At 67.2% G+C, this 20471-nt stretch carries 22 protein-coding genes and 1 riboswitch; of the genes, 12 read left to right on the forward strand and 10 right to left on the reverse strand.

Annotated elements, in window-relative coordinates; translation table 11 throughout:
* Positions 1–6 precede the first annotated feature (6 nt).
* Positions 7–2355 carry a prolyl oligopeptidase family serine peptidase gene (locus tag VFW04_18695; GenBank protein ID HEX5181367.1) on the forward strand — a complete coding sequence of 783 codons (2349 nt, stop codon included), beginning with the start codon at positions 7–9 and terminating at the stop codon, positions 2353–2355.
* A 93-nt stretch (positions 2356–2448) separates the two neighbouring features.
* On the opposite strand, the gene VFW04_18700 is transcribed toward VFW04_18695, so the two are convergent.
* The 7 genes from VFW04_18700 to VFW04_18730 all read right to left on the reverse strand — a co-directional run bounded on the left by VFW04_18700 (position 2449) and on the right by VFW04_18730 (position 8194).
* Positions 2449–2598: a hypothetical protein gene (locus VFW04_18700; protein ID HEX5181368.1), complete on the reverse strand. Its 150-nt coding sequence runs from the start codon at positions 2596–2598 to the stop codon at positions 2449–2451.
* Positions 2599–2690: 92 nt separating this feature from the next.
* Positions 2691–2840: a hypothetical protein gene (locus tag VFW04_18705; protein HEX5181369.1), complete on the reverse strand. Its 150-nt coding sequence runs from the start codon at positions 2838–2840 to the stop codon at positions 2691–2693.
* 73 nt (positions 2841–2913) lie between these two features.
* Positions 2914–4743, reverse strand: a complete 1830-nt coding sequence (locus VFW04_18710; protein HEX5181370.1) for an asparagine synthase-related protein — start codon at positions 4741–4743, stop codon at positions 2914–2916.
* Positions 4740–5177, reverse strand: coding sequence for a lasso peptide biosynthesis B2 protein (locus VFW04_18715; protein HEX5181371.1), 438 nt, complete (start codon positions 5175–5177; stop codon positions 4740–4742). Before VFW04_18715 ends, VFW04_18710 begins: the two co-directional genes overlap by 4 nt.
* On the reverse strand, positions 5174–7006 hold the full coding sequence (locus VFW04_18720; GenBank protein HEX5181372.1) for an ABC transporter ATP-binding protein: 1833 nt from the start codon (positions 7004–7006) through the stop codon (positions 5174–5176). The genes VFW04_18715 and VFW04_18720 overlap by 4 nt, the downstream gene beginning before the upstream one ends.
* Positions 7003–7395, reverse strand: a complete 393-nt coding sequence (locus tag VFW04_18725; GenBank protein ID HEX5181373.1) for a PqqD family protein — start codon at positions 7393–7395, stop codon at positions 7003–7005. Before VFW04_18725 ends, VFW04_18720 begins: the two co-directional genes overlap by 4 nt.
* Positions 7396–7411: 16 nt before the next feature.
* On the reverse strand, positions 7412–8194 hold the full coding sequence (locus VFW04_18730) for a hypothetical protein (GenBank protein ID HEX5181374.1): 783 nt from the start codon (positions 8192–8194) through the stop codon (positions 7412–7414).
* A 102-nt stretch (positions 8195–8296) separates the two neighbouring features.
* Between VFW04_18730 and VFW04_18735 the strand changes: the two genes are divergently transcribed.
* Positions 8297–9946, forward strand: coding sequence for a peptide ABC transporter substrate-binding protein (locus VFW04_18735; GenBank protein HEX5181375.1), 1650 nt, complete (start codon positions 8297–8299; stop codon positions 9944–9946).
* 117 nt (positions 9947–10063) lie between these two features.
* Positions 10064–11341 (forward strand): hypothetical protein, encoded by a 1278-nt coding sequence (locus tag VFW04_18740; GenBank protein HEX5181376.1) that lies wholly within the window; start codon positions 10064–10066, stop codon positions 11339–11341.
* Between the two features lie 28 nt (positions 11342–11369).
* Here VFW04_18740 and VFW04_18745 read toward each other — a convergent pair whose 3' ends face one another.
* Positions 11370–11525 carry a hypothetical protein gene (locus tag VFW04_18745; protein HEX5181377.1) on the reverse strand — a complete coding sequence of 52 codons (156 nt, stop codon included), beginning with the start codon at positions 11523–11525 and terminating at the stop codon, positions 11370–11372.
* Positions 11526–11616: 91 nt separating this feature from the next.
* Between VFW04_18745 and VFW04_18750 the strand changes: the two genes are divergently transcribed.
* The 4 genes from VFW04_18750 to VFW04_18765 all read left to right on the forward strand — a co-directional run bounded on the left by VFW04_18750 (position 11617) and on the right by VFW04_18765 (position 14356).
* Positions 11617–12555 carry a hypothetical protein gene (locus VFW04_18750; GenBank protein HEX5181378.1) on the forward strand — a complete coding sequence of 313 codons (939 nt, stop codon included), beginning with the start codon at positions 11617–11619 and terminating at the stop codon, positions 12553–12555.
* 78 nt (positions 12556–12633) lie between these two features.
* The gene (locus VFW04_18755; GenBank protein ID HEX5181379.1) at positions 12634–12828 is read left to right on the forward strand and encodes a hypothetical protein; all 195 of its coding nucleotides are present in this window, start codon (positions 12634–12636) and stop codon (positions 12826–12828) included.
* 76 nt (positions 12829–12904) lie between these two features.
* Positions 12905–12970: riboswitch (Fluoride riboswitch) on the forward strand.
* 19 nt (positions 12971–12989) lie between these two features.
* Positions 12990–13466 carry a hypothetical protein gene (locus tag VFW04_18760; protein ID HEX5181380.1) on the forward strand — a complete coding sequence of 159 codons (477 nt, stop codon included), beginning with the start codon at positions 12990–12992 and terminating at the stop codon, positions 13464–13466.
* 293 nt (positions 13467–13759) lie between these two features.
* Positions 13760–14356: a ferritin-like domain-containing protein gene (locus VFW04_18765; protein HEX5181381.1), complete on the forward strand. Its 597-nt coding sequence runs from the start codon at positions 13760–13762 to the stop codon at positions 14354–14356.
* A gap of 49 nt (positions 14357–14405) precedes the next feature.
* On the opposite strand, the gene VFW04_18770 is transcribed toward VFW04_18765, so the two are convergent.
* A complete protein-coding gene (locus VFW04_18770; protein HEX5181382.1) occupies positions 14406–14969 on the reverse strand; it encodes a type 1 glutamine amidotransferase domain-containing protein in 564 nt (187 codons plus the stop codon).
* Between the two features lie 249 nt (positions 14970–15218).
* On the opposite strand from VFW04_18770, the gene coxB reads away from it, so the two are divergent.
* From coxB to VFW04_18795, 5 genes are read left to right on the forward strand one after another with little or no spacing between them, the layout of a single operon-like run.
* Entirely contained in the window at positions 15219–16169 is a 951-nt protein-coding gene (coxB, locus tag VFW04_18775; GenBank protein ID HEX5181383.1) for a cytochrome c oxidase subunit II, read from the forward strand.
* Positions 16166–18127 carry a cytochrome c oxidase subunit I gene (ctaD, locus tag VFW04_18780; GenBank protein HEX5181384.1) on the forward strand — a complete coding sequence of 654 codons (1962 nt, stop codon included), beginning with the start codon at positions 16166–16168 and terminating at the stop codon, positions 18125–18127. The genes coxB and ctaD overlap by 4 nt, the downstream gene beginning before the upstream one ends.
* On the forward strand, positions 18124–18732 hold the full coding sequence (locus VFW04_18785) for a hypothetical protein (GenBank protein ID HEX5181385.1): 609 nt from the start codon (positions 18124–18126) through the stop codon (positions 18730–18732). The genes ctaD and VFW04_18785 overlap by 4 nt, the downstream gene beginning before the upstream one ends.
* Positions 18710–19075, forward strand: a complete 366-nt coding sequence (locus VFW04_18790) for a hypothetical protein (GenBank protein HEX5181386.1) — start codon at positions 18710–18712, stop codon at positions 19073–19075. Before VFW04_18785 ends, VFW04_18790 begins: the two co-directional genes overlap by 23 nt.
* Positions 19063–19806: a cytochrome c oxidase assembly protein gene (locus VFW04_18795; protein ID HEX5181387.1), complete on the forward strand. Its 744-nt coding sequence runs from the start codon at positions 19063–19065 to the stop codon at positions 19804–19806. Before VFW04_18790 ends, VFW04_18795 begins: the two co-directional genes overlap by 13 nt.
* Here the strand turns inward: VFW04_18795 and VFW04_18800 are convergent.
* Complete coding sequence (locus tag VFW04_18800) at positions 19783–20376, reverse strand: YetF domain-containing protein (protein ID HEX5181388.1); 594 nt, start codon at positions 20374–20376, stop codon at positions 19783–19785. The two genes, VFW04_18795 and VFW04_18800, sit on opposite strands and share 24 nt — an antisense overlap.
* Positions 20377–20471: the final 95 nt, after the last annotated feature.

The raw sequence follows: 20471 nt of genomic DNA on the forward strand, positions 1-20471 counted from the left end.
TCCGGCATGCACATGCATCGACTGTCCGCGGCGGCGATCCTTTGCCTAACCGCGATGGCTTCCGCGTCCCGCGCGCAACAGGTCAAGCCCTTGTCCATCGAGGACGCGCTGGCCACGCGCACGTTCGGGATCTACGCGCCAATCTCGGTGTCGCCCGACGGACGCTGGGTCGCGTACACCATCGTGGATCCGCGAAAGCGGCGAAGTCACAGTGAGAAGGCGCCTAACTTTCTCTCGACTGGCGCGTCGCGCGACGCCGAAGGCGCCGAGCTGTGGATCGCCGACACGAAAACGGGCGCCACGCGAGATCTCACCGGGCACACCGGGAATAGCTGGGATGGCGTGTGGTCACCGGATGGATCTCAGCTCGCTTTCTACAGTGACCGTGACGGAATGGCGCGCCTCTGGGTGTGGGACCGCGCAACGGCAACGGTACGCCGCGTCTCCTCCGTGATTCCGCGGGCGTGGGTGATGTTTGAATCGCCCGAGTGGACGCCCGATGGGGCGGCACTGATCGTGAAGGTCCTTCCGGAAGGCGACACGATCGGGCCTGCCGGAGACAGCGCTGCGAAGGCCGCCCTCGCGCTGCCTAACGATAGCACCCCGACGGCGGAGGTGCGGACGGCGAATATCGGTCGCTCCGACACGGCGCGTGTCGATAGCGGCTCGAACCCGGCAGCCATCGCGGACCTTGCGCTCGTGCGAATCTCGGACGGCACCGTGCGGCGCCTCGTCCGGCGATCGCAAATTATGGAATACTCGGTGTCGCCGACCGGCGAGCGGGTCGCCTATACGATACTCAGTGGGGTGGTGGTCACGCCCGAGATCACCTGGGTGTACGACATCGGCGTCACAGATCTGAAAACCGGTGCGACACGGATCATCGCGCACCGCGTTCCGAATTTCTGGGGGCCGACAATCAGCTGGTCGCCGGATGGTCTGCACATCGCGTTCACCACCAAGCCCCACAGCTACGGCCTGGAGAACCTTCCCGATCGACCGTTGCCACCCGGTGACTGCTACGTCGCCAGCGTGCTGAACGACTCGGTTCGCGACCTGACGCCGGGCGCGCACGTCGATCTCGGCACCAGCTTCCACGCGCCCGTGTGGAGTGCTAACGGTTCAACCCTGTTCCTGGTAGGCGGAGGCGCGCTCTGGCGCGTCGACGCCCAACGAGGTGGACTTGAACCCGTCGGTCGCGTACCGGGACGCGCAGCAGTCGCCATCATCACGACCGGACCCTTTGCCCGACCGTGGCCGTCTAACGCCGGCGACACGCTATTCGTGCGAACGCTCGATGAACGAACCTTGAAAGTGGGGGTCGCGCGCATCGATGTACGCACCGGTGTCAGCGAGCTCGCCTACGAGGACGACGAATGGCTGCCCGTTGCAAGCCGCACAGCGTTGGGCATGGCGGCCGCGGCCGACGTGTTCGTCTACCAGCGCGAGAGCGCGGCGCATCCGGGCGACCTGTGGGTCGCGGAGCCGAAGTTCCTCGCGCGGCGGCGCCTCACGCACATCAATCCGCAGCTCGATGACTACGTGTTCGGAGAGCGGCGTCTCATCTACTGGCGCAGCGATGATGGTGACTCGTTGCGCGGCGCGCTGCTTCTACCCGCGGGTTACAAAGCCGGCAAGCGCTATCCGCTGATCTCGTGGCAATACGGCGGCGAAACCTGGTCAATGTTCGCGAACAACTTCGGCGTGATTCCGATATTTGTCGACTACATCCAGATCCTGGCGACCCGCGGCTACGCAGTGCTTGTTCCCGATGCGCCGCAGCACATCGGCACGCCCATGCTGGATCTCGCAAAGACGGTACTGCCGGGCGTCAATCGCGCGATAGAGCTCGGCGTCGCCGACCCGGCGCGACTCGGGATCATGGGACTCAGCTATGGCTGCTTCTCGACACTCATGCTCATCGTGCAAACGACGCGCTTCAAAGCGGCGGAGTGCGGCTCGGGTGCGTCGAGCATCATTGGAATGACAGGAACCGAGCTAGGCTGGGCTTGGGCGGATTCCGGACAAGGCAAGATGGGCGCGACAGTGTGGCAGCGGCGAGACCGATACATCGAGAACTCGGCCTACTTCTATCTCGATCGCGTGGCGACGCCGATTCTGATGGTCAACGGGACCGCGGACCCTGGAGTGCCATCGTTCCTTGCGGACGAGACCTACGCAGCGCTCCGCCAGTTAGGCAAGCGCGTCGAATATGTGCGCTATGTCGGCGAAAGCCATGGCCCAATGGCATACAGCCGCGCCAACGTCACCGACTACCTGAATCGCCTGGTGCGATGGTTCGGAACCTATCTGAGTGACTCGTCGAGTCACGCCACGCCCGACTCGATTCGTTAGGCGCGTGGGCGTGTGCCGGCCGGCACACGCCCGTCGTGCATCACGACACCGACCACGCGCACCGGTCATCGGACCGGCCGCGCGCTCGGGCCGCTAGAGCCCGAACCCCACGTCTCCCGCAATGCCCTGCAGCGGCGCGCCCGAAGGCTCGAGCGGGAAATGGCTCCTGACGCGCGTTGCAAGCACGGCATCGCCACGCTCGATCAGCCGCGGCGCCTCGTAAGTCCGCTCTTCTTTCCGCATATGACCCTCCAGTGAAAGTGATGAGATGAATTGCACCACACGTCGGATGCAGGCCGCACTGATGGCGTCGAGCGGCCTGAATTACCGTGCCGCTAGAGACCGAAACTGGTCTCGCCTGCCGTGTCCTTGGGCTTGACGCCGTTCGGCTCCAGCGTGCCGAACACCTTCATGCGCGTTGCAGACACCGCGTCGCCCTTCTCCTCGAGCGACGGCGCCTGGTACGATCTTGGCTTGCGTTGCATTGATCCCTCCTTGTGTCGAGACGTGTGATCCTCCTCCACCCGGCCGGCGAGCGCTCGACGGCCGGTCCTACACCTACTGCGCCCGACCCCACCTGCCGGTCCGCATCCGAAGCCACAAGTCGAGCGCCAACGCGTTGAGCACCTGGCCGCGCTCGATTTCTCCGTCCACTGTCGCCGCTTTCTCGATCGCCGCGCGCAGCGGCGCGATCTCGATACAACCCAGCTCGGCGAGCACCGAGTGCTCGAGCAGCGCATCGAACCGATGGCGCTCGTGCACGAGCGACCACGCAATGCGCCCGTCGAACGCGCCCTTCCACCGCCGCCCGCGAATGATTTCGGGAAGACACCCGCGCATGGCCTCGCGCAGGATCCATTTCCGCTCGTTAGGCCGTCGGCTCACTTCGGCCGGCAGCGCAAGCGCGAATTCCACGAGCGGCCGATGGCAGAACGGGTATCGGACGTCGACCGCATCGGGCACGATCCCGTGGTCGATCGCCGCCGAAATGGCCGAGGTCGAAAACGCGAGCTCGTGCGCGTACTGTGCGCCGCGCCTCCCGGCGTAACTTTGGGCCACGACAGATCGCTCGGTTAGGCGGAGACGCTGCCGCTCAGCCGCCGGGATCCACTGTGGCGCCTCCACGCCGCGCGCCCTGCGCAAGCGAAAGGCGCTCGGCACGAGTGGCAGCACCGCGTTCAAGTATGCGAGCTTCCAGAACGACACCCGCCCCAACGCTGCCCAACGAAGCATCTCGTGTAGCGCCCGCTGCAACTGCCCGGTCGCGATCCAGTCAGCAAAGAAGAACATGCTGCCCACCAGGTAGTGGTCCGATCCGACTCCTGAGAGCAGCACGCGCGCACCGGCGCCATCGAGCAGCACACAGGTCGCGATATCGCGGGCGGCCAACAGACAACGGGACGAGGGCAAGTCAGAGTTCGGCACCTGCCGGGACGCGGCCTGCAACGGCACGTAGTCGACGAGCAGCTCATTGCGAATGCCGTACGTCTGGACCACGCTGTCGGAGTAGATCCGCTCGTCCGAGCCGGCGCCAACCGAGTCGACATACGTCAGTGTCCCGCCCACGCCAGTCGCGACATCTCCACGACGCTCCAACGTCTGAGCGATCGAGACGATCGACGATGAGTCGAGACCACCCGAAAGCTCCGACCAGGTGCCAGCGTCCCCAGTTAGGCACAGCCGCACCGCATCGAACAGCAGCGATCGAAACTCCTCGACCGCAGCCCCCTCGTCGCGCACAGACTTCGGCTCGAACTCCGTCGGCGACCAATACGTGCGCACCTCGATCGACCCTCCGCGCACCACCGCCATGCTCGCGGGCGGCACAGACCGGACACCCGCGTACGCCGTGCGGCCGGCCTCCGACTCCACCCCCGCCGCGAACTCGATCAGATAGTCGGAGTCGTAGGCGTCGCCCGTCGCGATGGCCTCCGCCCGCGTCGCAAACACCGTCACGTCCCCGCGCTGTGCGCTGTACAGCGTCCGAACGCCAAACGCGTCGCGCGCCGCGAGCGCAGTTCCCGAGCGCGCGTCTGCGATCACCAGCCCGAAGTCGCCGAGCAAATCGGCGATCGCTCGCTCGCCGAAGCGACGATAGTGGCGCATCGCCAGCGCCACGTCGCTCACCGGCTCGTCCGTTAGGCCATACCGGCCACACAGCGCATCGCGGTTCTCGAGACGCATCCATCCGGCGGCAATCAGCGAACCAAACGCCGCAACATCGAGCACGCCGGGCTGGCCCTCGCGCGAGAACAGGACAGTCACGGCGCCGCACTCGAGCCGGTCGAGCGTGACGTTGCGCGCGCTGCAATAGCGCTCGACGCCGGTCGTTTCCGTCGCCGGCACGCGCTCGCCGCGCGAATGCACGAAACACGCGAAGAACTTCACGGCAGGAGATCCTCGAGCGGCACGTAGAACGCGACGTGCTCGGCGATGTCGTTGAGGGGCTCGCCATTGGTCTCGACCCATGCGTGCGCCCCGAAGGGATACGCCTGTGCGCCTAACCGCAGGCGCGCCGGCACCGACGATCGGCGCAGCAAGGCGTAGAGCGTGACCGACTGTTCGAGGCACAGCGCGCGACCGGGAAAGAGCGCGGCTGCCTTCGCGACTGACTCCTCCACGCTGCGCGCGGTGGCCATGTCGCGTTGCGCACGCACGGCGCAACGGCGATCCAGCCACCGAACGACCTTCACTGTGCGGCCGAGACCCAGGAACCGGAGGGAAAGGCGCACGCACGACAGAACCATCAAGCTCTGACACAACCCTGGCGCCCTGCGCGACACGTCGAGCCGCGACACGCGGACGTTCGACGATCCGGTCATAGACCCTCCTCCAGCATCCGCGGTGCGTGTTGCGCGCACAGCGGGCCGCGCGACGGCCGCGCGCTGCGCTCGCCACGCCACTGCCGCTCGTAGAGCCGCCGATAGACCCCGCGCCTCGCGATCAGTTCATCGTGACAACCGTGCTCCACCACGCGGCCGTGGTCGAGCACGATGATTTGATCCGCGCTCTCGACTGTCGACAGCCGATGCGCAACAACGAACGTCGTGCGGCCTCGCCGCAGCACGTCCAGACCCTCCTGCACTGCGGCCTCACTTTCGGCATCGAGACTCGACATGGCCTCGTCCAGCACGATGATCGATGGCGCACCGATCAGTGCGCGGGCGATCGTGAGCCGCTGCCGCTGCCCGCCGGACAGCCCGACGCCGCGCTCGCCCACCATCGTCGCATATCCGTTAGGCATCGCCGCGATGAACGCATCGCAACCGGCGAGGCGGGCGGCGATTCTTACATCGGCCATGGCCACGCCATGCCGCCCGCACCGAATGACGTCCGCGATGGTGCCCGAGAAGAGCACGTCATCCTGCAACACCGCGCCGACGAACGCGCGATAGCCTCGACGCTCGAGGCAAGCCAGATCACGCCCGTCGATCAGCACGCGGCCCTCCGTCGGACGGTCGAACGCCAGGAGCAGTCGGCACACCGTGCTCTTGCCCGCACCGCTCGCACCCACGAGTGCGACGGTCGTGCCCGGCGCCGCGAAGAAGCTCACGTCGCGCAGCGCGTACGCGCCCGCGTGATATCCGTAGCTCACGTGCTCCAGCTCGACGGCGCCCAGTACCTGATGTACGGGCGACGTGCCGCGATCCTCGGCGTATTCGTTAGGCATCGCGCGGAGCTCGCGAATGCGCGCCAGTGCCGCGCTGGCCTGCCCGATCTCGCTGCTCATCGCCGCCGCTTGCACGAGCGGCGTGGTGAGCAGTCCGGTGAGATAGGCGATCATCGCCAGGTCGCCTAACGTCATGGCGCCGGATGCGATGGCCGTGGCGCCGCCCACCAGCAGCAGTAGCGCCACGGCTCCGCTCCCCGCCGTCACACCCGCCGTGAGTCTCGCGCTGCGTCGAACGGCGTCGACGACAGCCTCGCTCAGCGCACGCGATCGCCGCGCGAACGCGTCGCACTGCCATTGCTCGCTACCGCGGCTCTTGATGGCGCGAATGCCAACCACCGACTCCGTCAGCCGCGCACCGACCGCGGCCTGTCGCTCGCAGACGGCGGCGTGCGCCGCCGAGACGCCGGCATACGCGCGTGCGACACGCATCACGGCAACGGAGAAGAGTATGCCTAACCCGAGGGCGATCGGCCACGCCACCCAGGCAATGATCACGAACGCGACGACGGCCATGATGACCGCTCCGCTCAGCGACACGACGATGGGCCCGATCAGTCCACGAAGCCGATCGGTGTCGTCCAGGATCCGCGACGATAGCTCGCCCGCGGGCGCAGCATCGAAGTAGCGCACCGGGAGCCGGATCACGTGCGCATGGAGCTCGTCGCGCACGCGCGTGACGATGCGCTGCGCGCCTTCCCCCGCGAGCGTCGTCGTTCGAGAGGCGGTGCTGGCTTCCACGACGACCGCCGCCAACACGAGCCCGCCTAACGGAACGATGACGCCGGACCGGTGGGCGCCGATCACGTCGTCGATGGCCACCTTCGCCGCCACGGGCATCGCCAGCGCCGCGGCTCGATTGAGCGAGACGAGACCGATCCCCCGCGCCACCAAGCTGCGTTCGCGCCAGAGGAGCGAGACGATGTCGCGCCAGAAATTCGCGGGCCCGGCGCCGGCAGGCTGCAACATCGGCCGCATCATCGGTCGCATCGAAGCAGCGACTCGCCCAGCATTTGTCGGATGAGGAGCTCAGCGTCCCGTTCGCCCCGCTCGCGCGACACGTCGTATTCGGCGCACACCCGGTTCACAATCTCGACGAATGGCACGCCTTCACACACCAGCGCCCAAATGCGGCTCCCGACTTCGTTGAGGGTGTAGTAACGGCCGTGCGCTACGTCGAGCAGAACGGTTTCGTCGCCGCGCGTGGTTGCTCGCACCTGCGGACATCGCGCGAATCGCGAGGTGTGAACCTGGGTAGCGCTATTTCGTTGCTTGCGGCGATACCACATCTCGGCCTTCCTCGTTGGCGCGTGAGCAAGCTGCGCTCGACCCTGTATCGCCGACAGCCAGCGAATGCGCGAACTTTTCACGACATGCGTGAAAACGTTACGTGGCGCGCGAATGTGGTTGGACAAGCGCCGCGAACCGCTCGAGCTGGACCTGAAATCCACCATGAACGCGCAGCGACGTCGGCGAACATCCGCAGTAGCGCGCAAGCAGATTCGCGATCGCCGCGCTCGACGAAAACCCGAGATCCGCCGCGACACGCTTGGGCCGATGCCCGAGCACATCGAGGCGCCACGCCGCGTGCAACGCCACGCACCACCCCACAATGCGATGCGCAGGCGGCATTCCCGCCGCTGCGAGGCGATTCTCGAGGGTGCGACGCGCCACGCCGAGCAGCATCGATGCTCGCTCGACATGCAGGCGCGGCGATGGCGACGCCGCACACACCAGCAGAAATGCGCGCGTGCGGAACGGTACCAACGGCCCGACTCGCTCGAGGATGGCCAGATCCGAGCCGGCTTCGGGCTGCTTGCCTAACGCCGCCACCAGTGCGTCCGCGATGGGCGCCACGCCGCGCAGGCTCAGGCGCGCCGGAACGCGGGCTCCCGCCAGACGCACGACATCACCCGCCGCCGCGTCGGCGAGCGACTCGCGGACGACGATGGCCGGCAGCTCCCCGCGCGACGATGCATCGGTGAGCACAGGAATCACCGAAGCACCAACCGCATCGCGCAGCTCGGTGACCACCAACTGCACGTCGGCGGCCGAGAGCATCCCGCGCAAGGCATCTGCGCGCTCGCAGAGGCGCACCGATGTCCGCCTGCCAAGTGCGCGGTGGATCGCGGCGCGATCCGCGCGGTCGAGGAGCAGGCCCGCCACCATGGCTGCCCAGCAAGCGCACTACAACGTCGTACAACGAAGCATGGACGAGCCCGCCATGCCTCGATAAGTTGCCGCCCAACGGAATGCAGACGGAGGCTCTCCATGCAGTTCGTCCAACGAGCTCGTGACTGCTGTCGGGTCGTCGGCTGCTCGACGCTTGCGTTGGGCGCCTCGTGCGCGCAGGCGCACGACCCATCGCGCGATCACACACTCGTCGTCGCGCTGGCGGCGGAGCCGACGCTGCTCTTGCCGCCCCTGCTCGGCGAAACGCCGGGCTTCATTGTCGCCGACCAGATTCTGGAGCGCCTCGCCGAACCCGATTCCACGCTCGACACGAGAGGCGATCGCGCGTTCCGGCCGCGGCTCGCCGAAAGTTGGACATGGGCCGAGGATTCCCTCTCGATTGCCTTTCGCATCGCTGCAGACGCGCGCTGGCACGACGGCCTCCCGGTCACCGCCCGCGACGTGCGCTTTACGTTCACGCTCTACACCGACACCGCCGTCGCATCCCCGGCGGCATCGCTGCTCGCCAACATCGACTCCGTCCACGTACGAAACAAGCACGTCGCGGTGTTCTGGTTCCATCGCCGGCATGCCCAACAGTTCTTTGATGCCACGTACCACATGCGGATTCTTCCCGAGCACCTGCTCGCCGGTTTGCCGCGTCCTGCGCTGCGCCACGGCGCGTTCGCGCGCGCGCCGACGGGCAGCGGCCCGTTCCGCTTCACGCGATGGGTCCCTGGACAACTGCTCGAGCTGGAATCGGACACGATGTATCGCGGCGGCCGATCGCACTTCCGTCGTCTCGTTTTCACGATTGCGCCTGACCCATCGGCGGCGTTGATCCGCGCGCTTGATCGGGAAGTCGATGTGCTTCCCAACGTCGAGCGCCCGCAGATCGCTGGCGTCGCGCGGTCGCGCACGCTGTCGCCGGTGCGATGGGCGTCGCTGTCGAGCGGCCTCGTGATGCTGAACCTGCGCGATCCGGGATCGCGCCGCCGGCCGCACGCCATCCTCGGCGATCCGTCCGTTAGGCGAGCGCTGACCGCGGCCATCGATCGCACGCGCCTCACCAGCGCCGCGTTGGGCGAAAGCGCTACCGCCGCCACCGGACCTCTGCCCGCGGCGTTGCTGCGCGGTGCGCCGGCGCTGCTTCCCCAACCCGATCTGCCGCTCGCCATGTCTCTGCTGGACGATGCCGGTTGGACTATGCCTTCCGACCGGGACACTCGTCGCCGCGACGGTACGCCGCTCCGATTCACGCTGCTCGTGTCGACCACAGCTCCGGTAGGCCAGCGCGTCGCCGTGCTCATGCAGGACGAACTGCGACGTGTGGGCGCCGACATGGATGTCGAGCCCGTAGACAATGCCACACTCGCCGCGCGGCTTTCGGCTCATCGCTTCGACGCCGCACTCGTCGCCCTTGACTGGGACCCCAGCCCGTTCAGCGCCCGACAGCTCTGGGGCACGCCGAGCAATCCGGCCGCCGAGACGTCCAACTTCAGCGGGTACAGCGATTCCGTATTCGACTCGTTGATCGACGCAGCGGACACTGCGCGCGACTCGACAACCGCACGCATCGCGGAACGGCGCGCATGGCGGACACTCGTTCATGACGCGCCAGCAATTTGGCTCTACGACTTCGAGCGCGTCGCCGCCATCCGCCGGTGCATCCAGCCGCGAGGTGTTCGCGCCGATGCGTGGTGGGCCGGGCTGTCCCGATGGACCGTCCGCGACGGCTGCCAGCCCTGACGCAAATCCGCATCTTGACGAACCGGACTCATGCGGCATGATTGCATCAATGGTCCTGTCGCGCTCGCTTTGTGCAGCGTGCGCTCCGGGATGTCACACAGCGGCTGGAGTGCTCACGTGCACACTCCGAATTTCTCGAGCGCGCCCGCAGTGTCGTCGCCGCCAATGCACTTGGCGTTCGTCGACGCATTGTCCGCGCTCTCATCGGATGCCGATCCGGATTGGACCACCATGTCCGCGGCGCTGCTCGTGTTGCGCGTGGTCGACGCGTGGGCGCAACCCGGCGCCGTGACCGACAGCGAACTTGCGCTGCGTATTGCGACCATCGCGCCCGTGGTCGCTGCGGTTGACGACGAGGAATTGCGCGCGGCGCTCGGCACGCTGGTCGACGCCGTTGGCCAGCGCGACGATGTCGACGCAGTCGAAGCTCGCCTGCTGGTTTTCGGCCGGACGCTCGAAGCGCGCGCGCGGTGGGATCTCGCGCTCGACGTATATGCGTCGCTCCTGGCCATTCCGCGTCACGCGACGCCGCACACAAACGTCGAAGCGTACATCAGAATCGCCGAGTGTCATCGGCATCGCGCGGAGTGGCTGCTCGCCGAGAACGCGTTTGCGACGGCCGCGCAGGTTGCAGCCGACGCCGGCGATCACGCCGCTGCGCTGCGCGCGCGCTGCTACGGCGCGTCGGTGATGGCGGAGCGCGGCAATCTCGACGATGCCGACGAGCAGTTGGCCGCGGTGGAACACGAAGCCGCGCACGCGCGCCGTCTGGATGTGCTTGCGTTGAGCAGGCACGGTCGCGCACACGTCGCGTTTCTGCGCGGCAACGTGGAGCTCGCAGCCCGGCTCGCGTTCGAAGCCCTCGAGCATCTGCCCGACCCGCGCGAGCGCGATCGCGCACTCGCCGACGTCGCTGCCGCCTTCGCGGAGCTCGGCGTCCGCAGCGCCGCGCGCGATGCCCAACTGATCATCTCCGCCACCACGCAGGACTCGTACGTCCGTTGGACATCGCTCATCAATCTGATGGAGCTCGCTGCCGGTGACCGCGTGCAGCCCGCGTTCGAGCAGTATCGCCGCGCCCTCGTCGCCGAACGACTGCCGCCGCGGCTCGCCGGCTACTTCCACTATTATGCCGCGGGCGGCGCCCGCGTCTTTGGCGACGCGCCCGGCGCCCGCGATGAATACCGGCGCGCACTCGGCATCGCCGCGCGCGCCGGCCTCGCACCGCTCGCACGCGACGCCGCCGCTGCCCTGCGCGCCCTCGAAGACGAAATCACACCACCCGATGCCCCGCCGGCACGAGAGCCGACCCCCGCGACGGCAGGCATCGCCGGCGCACTCGCACGCATGCGCGAAACCGTCCTCCGCAACGCCGGCCCGAACGCCGACGCCTAACGATGTGCCGCGCACACGCCCCCCGTCGTCAACGCCGGATCGGAACGCGCCGCACCGCCACGTCCGGATGCGGCCCGATCGTGATCTGTTCGTCGTGCGACGGCCGCGGCGGCGCCGTCGGTGATGCACAGGCGGCAAGCGATGCCGCGACCAACAACAGGACCAACGTGTGACGACGAAGCATAGGACCTCCCGGTGTGAGCCGCGTCGCTCCACCGGCCGGTCTCCAATCGCGGCGCAACGTCGTGAAGCGACGACGCCACGTTCGCGCTCACATGCCTCGTCGTTTGCGCACGACCGCGACCGGAAAGTGCACGGATGAGACATCCACCCGCGCGCCCCAACCGCTCACGGCTCGCGTCGTGATCGCCGTTGCCCTCCTCCCAGATCTCCTCCTCGGACGCCTGCGCACCGCACTCGGCGCCCACGAAACAATCATCGCCGCCTCGAGCATCGATGAGTCCGACAGCATTGCGTCCGCGCTCGAGCGCGGCGACATCGACCTCCTCGTCCTCGATCCCGGTGATCGACGCCTCGACCACCGCACGCATACGCTCGCCGCGCTCCTCGCGCGCTACGCCGCGGTACCGGTGCTGCTCTACACGGCCCTCACCACCACCAGCGTCGCCCTCGCCGCCCAGCTGCTCCCCGGCGGCACCCGGCGGTTAGTCATCGCCGGCGTCGAAGACCAGCCGGGTGCGCTGCGCGCGCTGGCCGTGCGCATGAGCATCGACGCGCTCGCCCAACGCTTCCTCGCATGCGTCCATCGCCAGCTCGCCGAGCTGCCGGCGGGCGTCGTTCGCGCGATTCAGGCGCTGTTCGCGTCGCCGCGGCGCTTTCAGTCGGTCGGAGACATCGCGCTCGCATCCGCCGTCTCGCGGCGCCACCTCGAGCGCGTCATGCGCCGCGTGGGATTCGCGTCGTGCCGCGAGCTGCTCATCATCGCGCGCACGCTGGCCGCATTTCGGCTGCTGCAGCACGAGCATCGATCGTTAGGCGAGATCGCAGCGCGCCTCGACGTCCAGCCGCGCGTCCTCGGCCGCCAGGTGCGCACGCTGCTCGGCGCGTCATCGACGCTCGACCTCGCGCGCCTCGACGCCGACGACCTCCTCGATGCATGCACCCATGCGCTCTGCCGCCGGCAAGCACCACCGTCGCGACCGCCGGCACCGCGCCCACGCCGGACGCGCTCGAGCGTGTATGACGGGAGGTGACATTGTATGACTGCGTGACACCAACGCGCCCGGTATGTTCGCCTGCCACGATTCCTTCAGGCGATAGGCGAGCGAACGGTGGCCAAGACACGCAATCCGAAAAAGAAAGTCGTCCAGGTCCGCGTCACTCCCGCGGAGAAACTCCGTATCGAGCGCGTGTCCGGCGCCGAAAATCGCACCGTCAGCAACTGGATCTACGGTCTCATCATGCGCGAGCTGGCGTCGCGCGAGGATGCAATGCAGCTCAAGGTCGCAGAGCCGAAGCACCCATGACCGCCCTCGAAACCGAGCCGGCGAGGCCGACGTTGACGGTCGTCGGTCGGCGGGGTATGATGCCCGAGCAGCACAACCGATGATCGGCGATGGAGTTCGCCGCCAAGTGCCGGGTGGTCCGGCTGATGACTCCTACGGTATGCTCACGCAGGAGTCTTTTCTTGCCCCAGAACTCGCCAGATCGCCTGCTCAACGCGCACCAGCAGCGGCATTTCGAGGTGCTGCTCGCCGGCCTCGAGCAGGCACTCGATAGCATCGAGGAGCTCGCCGCGCGCGCGGATCGCGCCCCGGGCGGCGGCCTCACGCAGTATGCGCCGGACCTGCCGCCCGGATTCGCGAGCGCGGTTCGACCGCTCCTAACGCAGCTCCGCGATCGGATCGATCACCTCGCCGCTGCCCTTGCGCTCCGCGGACAGTCGCGGTCCATCGCGCAAAGCATCCGCGCCATTCTGATCGCGGAAATGGTACGACTCGAGGACAGCACGTCCGCCCAACTCCGCGGCTACGGCACCGTCGATCCGCGCGTCTCGAACGTCATCGAGCCCGAGCTCGAGCACCTGCACGCGCTGCTCGCGTCGATCGCGCAGCTTCTGGCGTCCCGCCCGTCATCCACGGCGCCGCGCGGAGGCAACCAATGATCGGTACACGTCACGGGCTCGCTTCTCTTCGGCTTCGTGACGCGGTATGCGCTCGCAACATCGACGGTCACGGCGCAGCACGTGCTGCGCCTCGGCGCGTGTGCCTAATGGAGGCGCATTGAACACGTAGCGCGCTCATCACGCTCGAACGCGCGCACGTGATCATGTACCGGCCTCACGCCGCCGCCGAGGATGCGCGCGATGCGAGAAACCGCCATGCGCCCTGAAACGCGGACCGAGCATTGCATTGACGCCCGCTTCCGACCGACGAGACCCACTCCCCGGAGGCACCGATGGCCGCGCACACACTTTCCGACCTGTATGTCGAAGAGCTCCGCGATCTTTACAACGCGGAGCGCCAGATACTCAAGGCACTACCCAAGATCATCAAAGCCGCATCGAACGACGATCTCAAGGAAGCGCTCGAATCGCATCGGCAGGAAACAGAAGGACACGTGACGCGGCTCGAGCAGATCTTCGAGAACCTGGGCAAGAACGCCAAGGGCAAGACATGCCACGGAATGGAAGGGGTGCTGTCGGAAGGCGCCGAGCTCATCGAGGAAGATCCCGAACCGGAAGTCCTGGATGCCGGCATCATCTCGGCGGCGCAGCGCGTCGAGCACTATGAAATCGCCGCCTACGGCAGCGTCCGCACGTGGGCAGAGCAGTTGGGCCTGAACGATCAGGTCGAGCTGCTCGAGCAAACGCTCGAGGAAGAGAAGGCGGCGGACGAGAAATTGACCGAGCTCGCCACGCAGTCGATCAACGCCAAGGCCGCGGAGGAAACCGAAGTCGAGCGCCGGCGGACATCGGATGCCGACCGGACGGAACGGCGGCCCTCATCCACGCGACGCCCGGCCTCGGAGAAGCGCCCCCGCCCAACCGCCTAACGAAAGCGATCGCGGCGCGAGCGCACATCCCGCACACCGGGTGACTCGGTCACCCGGTGTGTCCGGCATGGTGCATCGCTCCGCTGAAGAGCGTCACCATCGCCTCGTTGAACGCCGGAATGTCGTCGGGCTTGCGGCTCGAGACCATGTTCCCATCCACGACCACTTCTTCATCCACCCATCGGGCCCCTGCATTCTCGAGGTCCGTCTCGAGCGATGGCCACGACGTGATACGACGGCCCTTCACCGCGCCACTCTCGATCACGGTCCATGGTCCATGGCAAATCACAGCGACCGGTTTGCCGGCGTCGAAAAACGATTTCACGAACGCCACCGCCTTCGGCTGCCAGCGCAGCGCATCGGGATTCATGACGCCGCCCGGGAGCAACAGCGCGTCGTAGTCGTCCGGGCGCGCGTCGTCGAGCGGCACATCCACCCGCAGCTCGTCGCCCCACTCTTTGGACTTCCAACCGCGCACCTTCCCCGTGCGCGGCGAGACGATCTGCGTCTCGGCCCCGTGCTGATCGAGTGCTTCGCGCGGTTTCTCGAGTTCGACCTGCTCGAATCCGTTCTCGACGAGAATCGCCACCTTCATGCCCTGAAGTGTGTTCATGCGGCCCTCCTGCCAATGATCGACATCGCGTGAGCGGGTTACGCCGCTGCAATGAGTGAACCGCGTCGCCGGACGGGCGCAGGGCGCCTGCCGCGGCCGCCGTTTCTCTAAGGCGGCGATGCCGATGTGCCCAACCCAGCGTTGCCAGCGCACCGTTGGAACAGTTTCTGCCTTGCACACGGTCACGGTCGCAGTTGGGTACGGCAGACTCTCTCGCTCCCGGCTCACTTCAAGCGCGCCGCTCGACGCATGCACTCCATCTTCGATCCCGCCTCGCCCGAGGCGATGGCCGTCACGCGACTCTGGTGGTGGCTGTTCGGTGCCGGCCTCGTCATCTGGCTCGGCGTCGTTGCGGTGGCAGTCCGTGCGGGGTTGTCGGCGCACGGCGCTCCGGGGTCCGACGAGATCATCCACGATGCGCCCGGAACGGCGCGCCGCGTCCAGCGCGTGATCATCGCCGCGGTGCTCTCGACGGCGGTCATCCTCGCCGCGATCCTGGTGTACAGTTTCTCCGTTGGGCATGCGCTCGCCCAACACACCGACCAACGCCTGGTGATCGAGGTGACGGGGCATCGGTGGTGGTGGGAGGTCCGCTACCCAAGCGCCGATCCAACCAGGATCGTGACCACCGCGAACGAGATCCACGTACCGGTCGGCGTACCGGTTCAGGTACGGCTTGCGTCGGACGATGTCATCCACAGCTTCTGGGCGCCTAACTTGAACGGCAAACGCGATCTCGTTCCGGGGTACGCGAGCGCGCTCTGGTTTCGCGCCGATACGCCGGGCGTCTATCGCGGACAATGCGCCGAGTTCTGCGGGCTGTCGCACGCGAAGATGGCGTTCTTCGTGATTGCCCAACCGCGCGCGGCGTTCGACGCGTGGTACGCGGGCACGTCGCGCCCGGCCGCTACCCCGACCGATCTCCTCGCGCTCCGCGGCGAGTCGCTGTTCATGCACAGCGGCTGCGCGCTCTGCCACAACATTGCCGGCACGACCGCGGGGGGCCAGGCGGCGCCGGACCTCACACACGTCGCCGGTCGCCGCACCATTGCGGCCGGAATGCTCGACAACACGCCGCAGAACATCGCGCGCTGGATTTTCGATCCGTCGGTCATCAAACCCGGCGCTCGCATGCCCTCGTTTCACTTTCCTGCCGATGAGATGAACGCCGTCGTGGCCTACCTGGAGACGCTCAAGTGAGCGCGTTAGGCAACAGCACCATCGACGGCGGCGCGCTCGCCCCCGAAGCCGTGGCGCAGAATGCCGGCGCCCTCGAACGCACGTGGTCCACGAAGCCCGGCGTCTGGGCCTGGGTGTGCACCGTCGATCACAAGGTCATTGGACGCCGGTACGTGATCACGGCGTTCGCCATGTTCCTCGCCGGCGGCATCGAAGCGGCGCTGATGCGCGCGCAACTGGCGCGGCCGGAGAACGGATTTCTCGGAGCGGATCGATACAACCAGATTTTCACGACCCACGGCACGACGATGATGTTCCTGTTCGCGGTCCCGATGATGACCGCGATGGGTTTGTACTTCGTTCCGCTGATGATCGGAGCCCGAAGCGTCGCCTTCCCGCGGCTCAACGCGTTCGGATACTGGACGTATCTGGTCGGCATCGGATTGTTGTACGTGGCGCTGCTCACGAATCACGCGCCGGACACCGGATGGTTCGCGTACGTGCCGCTCTCGGAAACGCTCTACGCCCCGGGACATCGGGTGGACGTGTGGGCGCAGCTCGTCACGTTCACCGAGATCGCGGCGCTCTGCGCGGCGGTCAACATCATCGTCACGGTGTTCAAGATGCGAGCGCCGGGGATGTCGGTGAACCGTATTCCGCTGTTCGTGTGGGCACAGCTCGTGGTCGCGTTCATGATCGTATTCGCGATGCCCGCGGTGGCGGCAGGCAGCACGCTCATGCTCGCGGCTGACCGCGCGATTCACATGCAGTGGTTCATCCCGGCGCGTGGCGGCGATGTGCTGCTCTGGCAGCACATCTTCTGGTTCTTCGGACATCCCGAGGTCTACATCATTTTTCTGCCGGCGTTAGGCATGGTGACGCCGATCGTCGAGACGTTCTGCCGCCGTCCGGTCGTCGGCTACGGCGCGATCGTCATGGCAAACATCGCGACGGCGTTCTTCGCCTTCGGCCTCTGGGTCCACCACATGTTCGCGACGCCGCTGCCGGAGCTCGGCGACAGCCTGTTCACGGCCGCCAGCCTCGTCATCGCCATCCCGAGCGCCGTGCAGATTTTCTGCTGGATCGCCACGATGTGGACGGGCCGCCCGCGCCTGACGGTGCCGATGCTGTTCGTGCTCGGTTTCCTGTTCACGTTCATCAACGGTGGCATCACCGGTGTCATGCTCGCGTCCGTGCCGTTCGACCGCCAGGCGCACGATACGTTCTTCGTCGTCGCACACCTGCACTACGTGCTGTTGGGCGGCGGCGTGATGCCGCTCTTCGCCGGCCTCTACTTCTGGTTTCCGAAGTTCACCGGCCGCCTGCTGCGCAATGGGTTAGGCAAGTGGCATTTCTGGCTGTTCCTCATCGGCGTCAACGTCACCTTCTTCCCGATGCACATCCTCGGCCTCGACGGCATGCCGCGGCGCATCTACACCTACCTCGCCTCGACCGGCTGGGGGCCGCTCAATCTGCTCTCGTCGCTCGGGGCAGCGACGATCGCCATCAGCGTCATCATTTTCCTGGTCAACGTCGTTCTCAGTTGGCGAGGCGGCGCCGTTGCCGGCCCGAATCCATGGGGCGCGAGCGGCCTCGAGTGGGCCACCGCATCGCCGCCGCCGCCGTACAACTTCGCGTATCCGCTCATCGTCTCCAGCGCGCACCCGCTGTGGGACGCGCACGCTGCGCTGCCGGTCGCAACCGGCCTTCGCACCGATCGCCGCGAGGTGTTGACGACGACGACGTTCGATGCCCGCCCGGACGCGCGCCACAGCTCGCCTCGCGAATCGATCTGGCCGTTCTATCTCGCGCTGTGCATGGGCGTCGTGTTCATCGGATCGATCTTCCGCCCGTACTGGGTGCTCATCGGCACCGCCCTCTCGCTCGCCGGCCTCTTCGGGTGGGGCTGGCAGAGCACGCGGCCGATCGAACGCGAGCGGATCGCGTTGCCTAACGGCGCCCTCGTGGAGCGCACATGACGTCCCTGCGGGCCGAGACCAGCGTGGCCGACTTGCCGACCGTCACGTTCGGACAGCGGAGCCTCATGTGGTGGGGAACGCTCGGCTTCATGGTCATCGAAGGCTGGACGCTGGCGCTGCTGCTCGTGAGCTACCTGTATCTGCGCCAGAGCGTGATCCAGTGGCCTCCCGCGCCGTCGCAGTCTCCGGCGCTTCTCATGCCCAGCATCACTCTCGCCCTCATGGCGCTGAGCGTGGTGCCCGCGGTGGTGGTCGCACGCGCCGGAGGCCGGTTGGATGCGCCCGCGGTCAAGCGCTGGCTCGTCGCTCATTCGCTGATTGGCGTCGCAATTCTGATTCTGCGGTGGTGGGACGTCCAGTCGCTCGGCGTGCGATGGGACGCCAATGCGTACGGGACCGCGGTGTGGATGATCGTCGGCTTTCACACCTCCCTGTTGCTGCTCGATGTCCTCGACACGCTCGGCCTAACGCTGTGCTTTTTTGTCAGGCGGCAGCCGGTGAAGTCGTTCAGCGACGCGGCCGACAACAGCGTCTACTGGTACTTCACCGTCGGCATCTGGCTGCCGGTGTACCTGATCGCCTATGTCGGTCCCCGCGTCATCTGAGCGCCGGCGCCCGGGCATCGGACGCGCCGTCCTCGCGGTGTGCCTCAACCCGCTGTTGGGCCTGGTGAACCAGGCGCTCATCCTGGCGGCGGATCCGTGGATGTGCGTCCACCAGCAGCGTTGGACATCATGCGCGCTGCCGGCCGTGTGTGTGGTGCTGATTGCGCTGCTCAGCACCGGCGCCTATCGCAGCTGGCTCGAGGCGCGGCACGCCGGCGATGGCGCGCTGGCGTCCGCCGAGCGATTTCTGGGGCTGTTAGGCATGGAGTTGGGCGCGCTCGCCGCGACGTTCCTCATCGCGCAATCGGCTGCGGCGGTGACCTTCCCGCCGTGCGCCATCTGATGTCCGGCCGCCGGATGCCGCCGCACGACGCGGTGCTGCGGCGGCGGCGCACGCTCGTTGCGGGATGCGCAGTGGCGCTCGCCGCGGTGATCGGGCCCGCCGACCGCATCGCCGACCGGCTGTTCGTGGCCCACATGATCCAGCACGAGCTGCTCATCGCCGTCGCGGCGCCGCTGGTCGCATTTGGGCGGCCGCTGATCACGCTGCTGCGCGCGGTCCCGCCGGCGCGGCGCGCCGCGGCGTCGTTAGGCAGATGGCGGCCGGCGGCGGCGCTCGCGCGCCTCTGCCGGCGCCAGTCGCTCATGTGCCTCGTGCATGGCGCCGCCATCTGGCTCTGGCACATACCGGCTCTCTTCGACGCTGCCCTCGCGCATCCGGCCATCCATGTGGTGCAACACCTATCCTTCTTCGGCACCGGTGTGCTCTTCTGGTCCGCGGTCGCGTACCCGCGACGCTCGAGCGACCTCGGCCGCTCGATCATCTATCTCTTCGTCACCGCCGTTCACACGGCGGTGCTCGGTGCACTGCTCGTCGTCGCGCCATCACCGTGGTACGCGGCGTATGCATCGCACGCAGCCGCCTCGGGACTCACGCCGCTCCAGGACCAGCAGCTCGCCGGGCTGGTCATGTGGGTGCCGGCGAGTGTGCTCTACCTCGCGGCCGCGCTGCACACGGCCCGCCGCTGGTTAGGCGCCGCTGGATTCGTCTCAGGGAACCCGGTGCGCCGATGAGGTGCTGGACTCACCGTTCTCGCCTTCGCGGCGGCGTGCGGGCTCGGGCCACTCGTATCCAGGAATCTTGAGGCCGTAAAATGCGGATTCGTCGCTCGGCTTGGCCTGCTTGGGCACCACCGACCACTCGCCATCGTTCTCGGGAACCACGATGCGCACCTCGCTCAAGGAGCGCAGTCCCTTGCGCCGCACGGCTGCTCGCACTTCGTCGGCGCTCACGCTGCTCTGCCCCAACCGCTCGTCTAACAGCTTGCCATCCCACAGCACCACGCGTGGCGCCTCGCGCACGGCGTGATGAAACAGCAGCCAACGCGCCTGCAGCCAGCGCGTCGCCTCCTGCAGGATGACGAGCACGATGAGCGCGGCCGCGGCCTCGCTCAGCGTGACGCCCGGCGTGACCGCAACCGCCGAGAGGATGGCTCCGAACGTGACGGTGACCACGACGTCGTATCCGGACATGCGCGCCAACGCTTGCTGCCCGACGAGCCGCAGCACGGCGACGACGAACACGAAAAGAATCGCAGCTGTGACGGCGGCGCGACCGACGGCCGCCCACGAATGGAAGAACATCGCAGCGACACGCGATGAAGACGTTCACCCGAGCTACAAACGCTGTACCGCCGCGCCGATCGCACGGCAAACGCTGGCACACGAGATGCGACTTC

The organism is Gemmatimonadaceae bacterium, from assembly GCA_036273715.1.
GTDB lineage: Bacteria > Gemmatimonadota > Gemmatimonadetes > Gemmatimonadales > Gemmatimonadaceae > JADGGM01.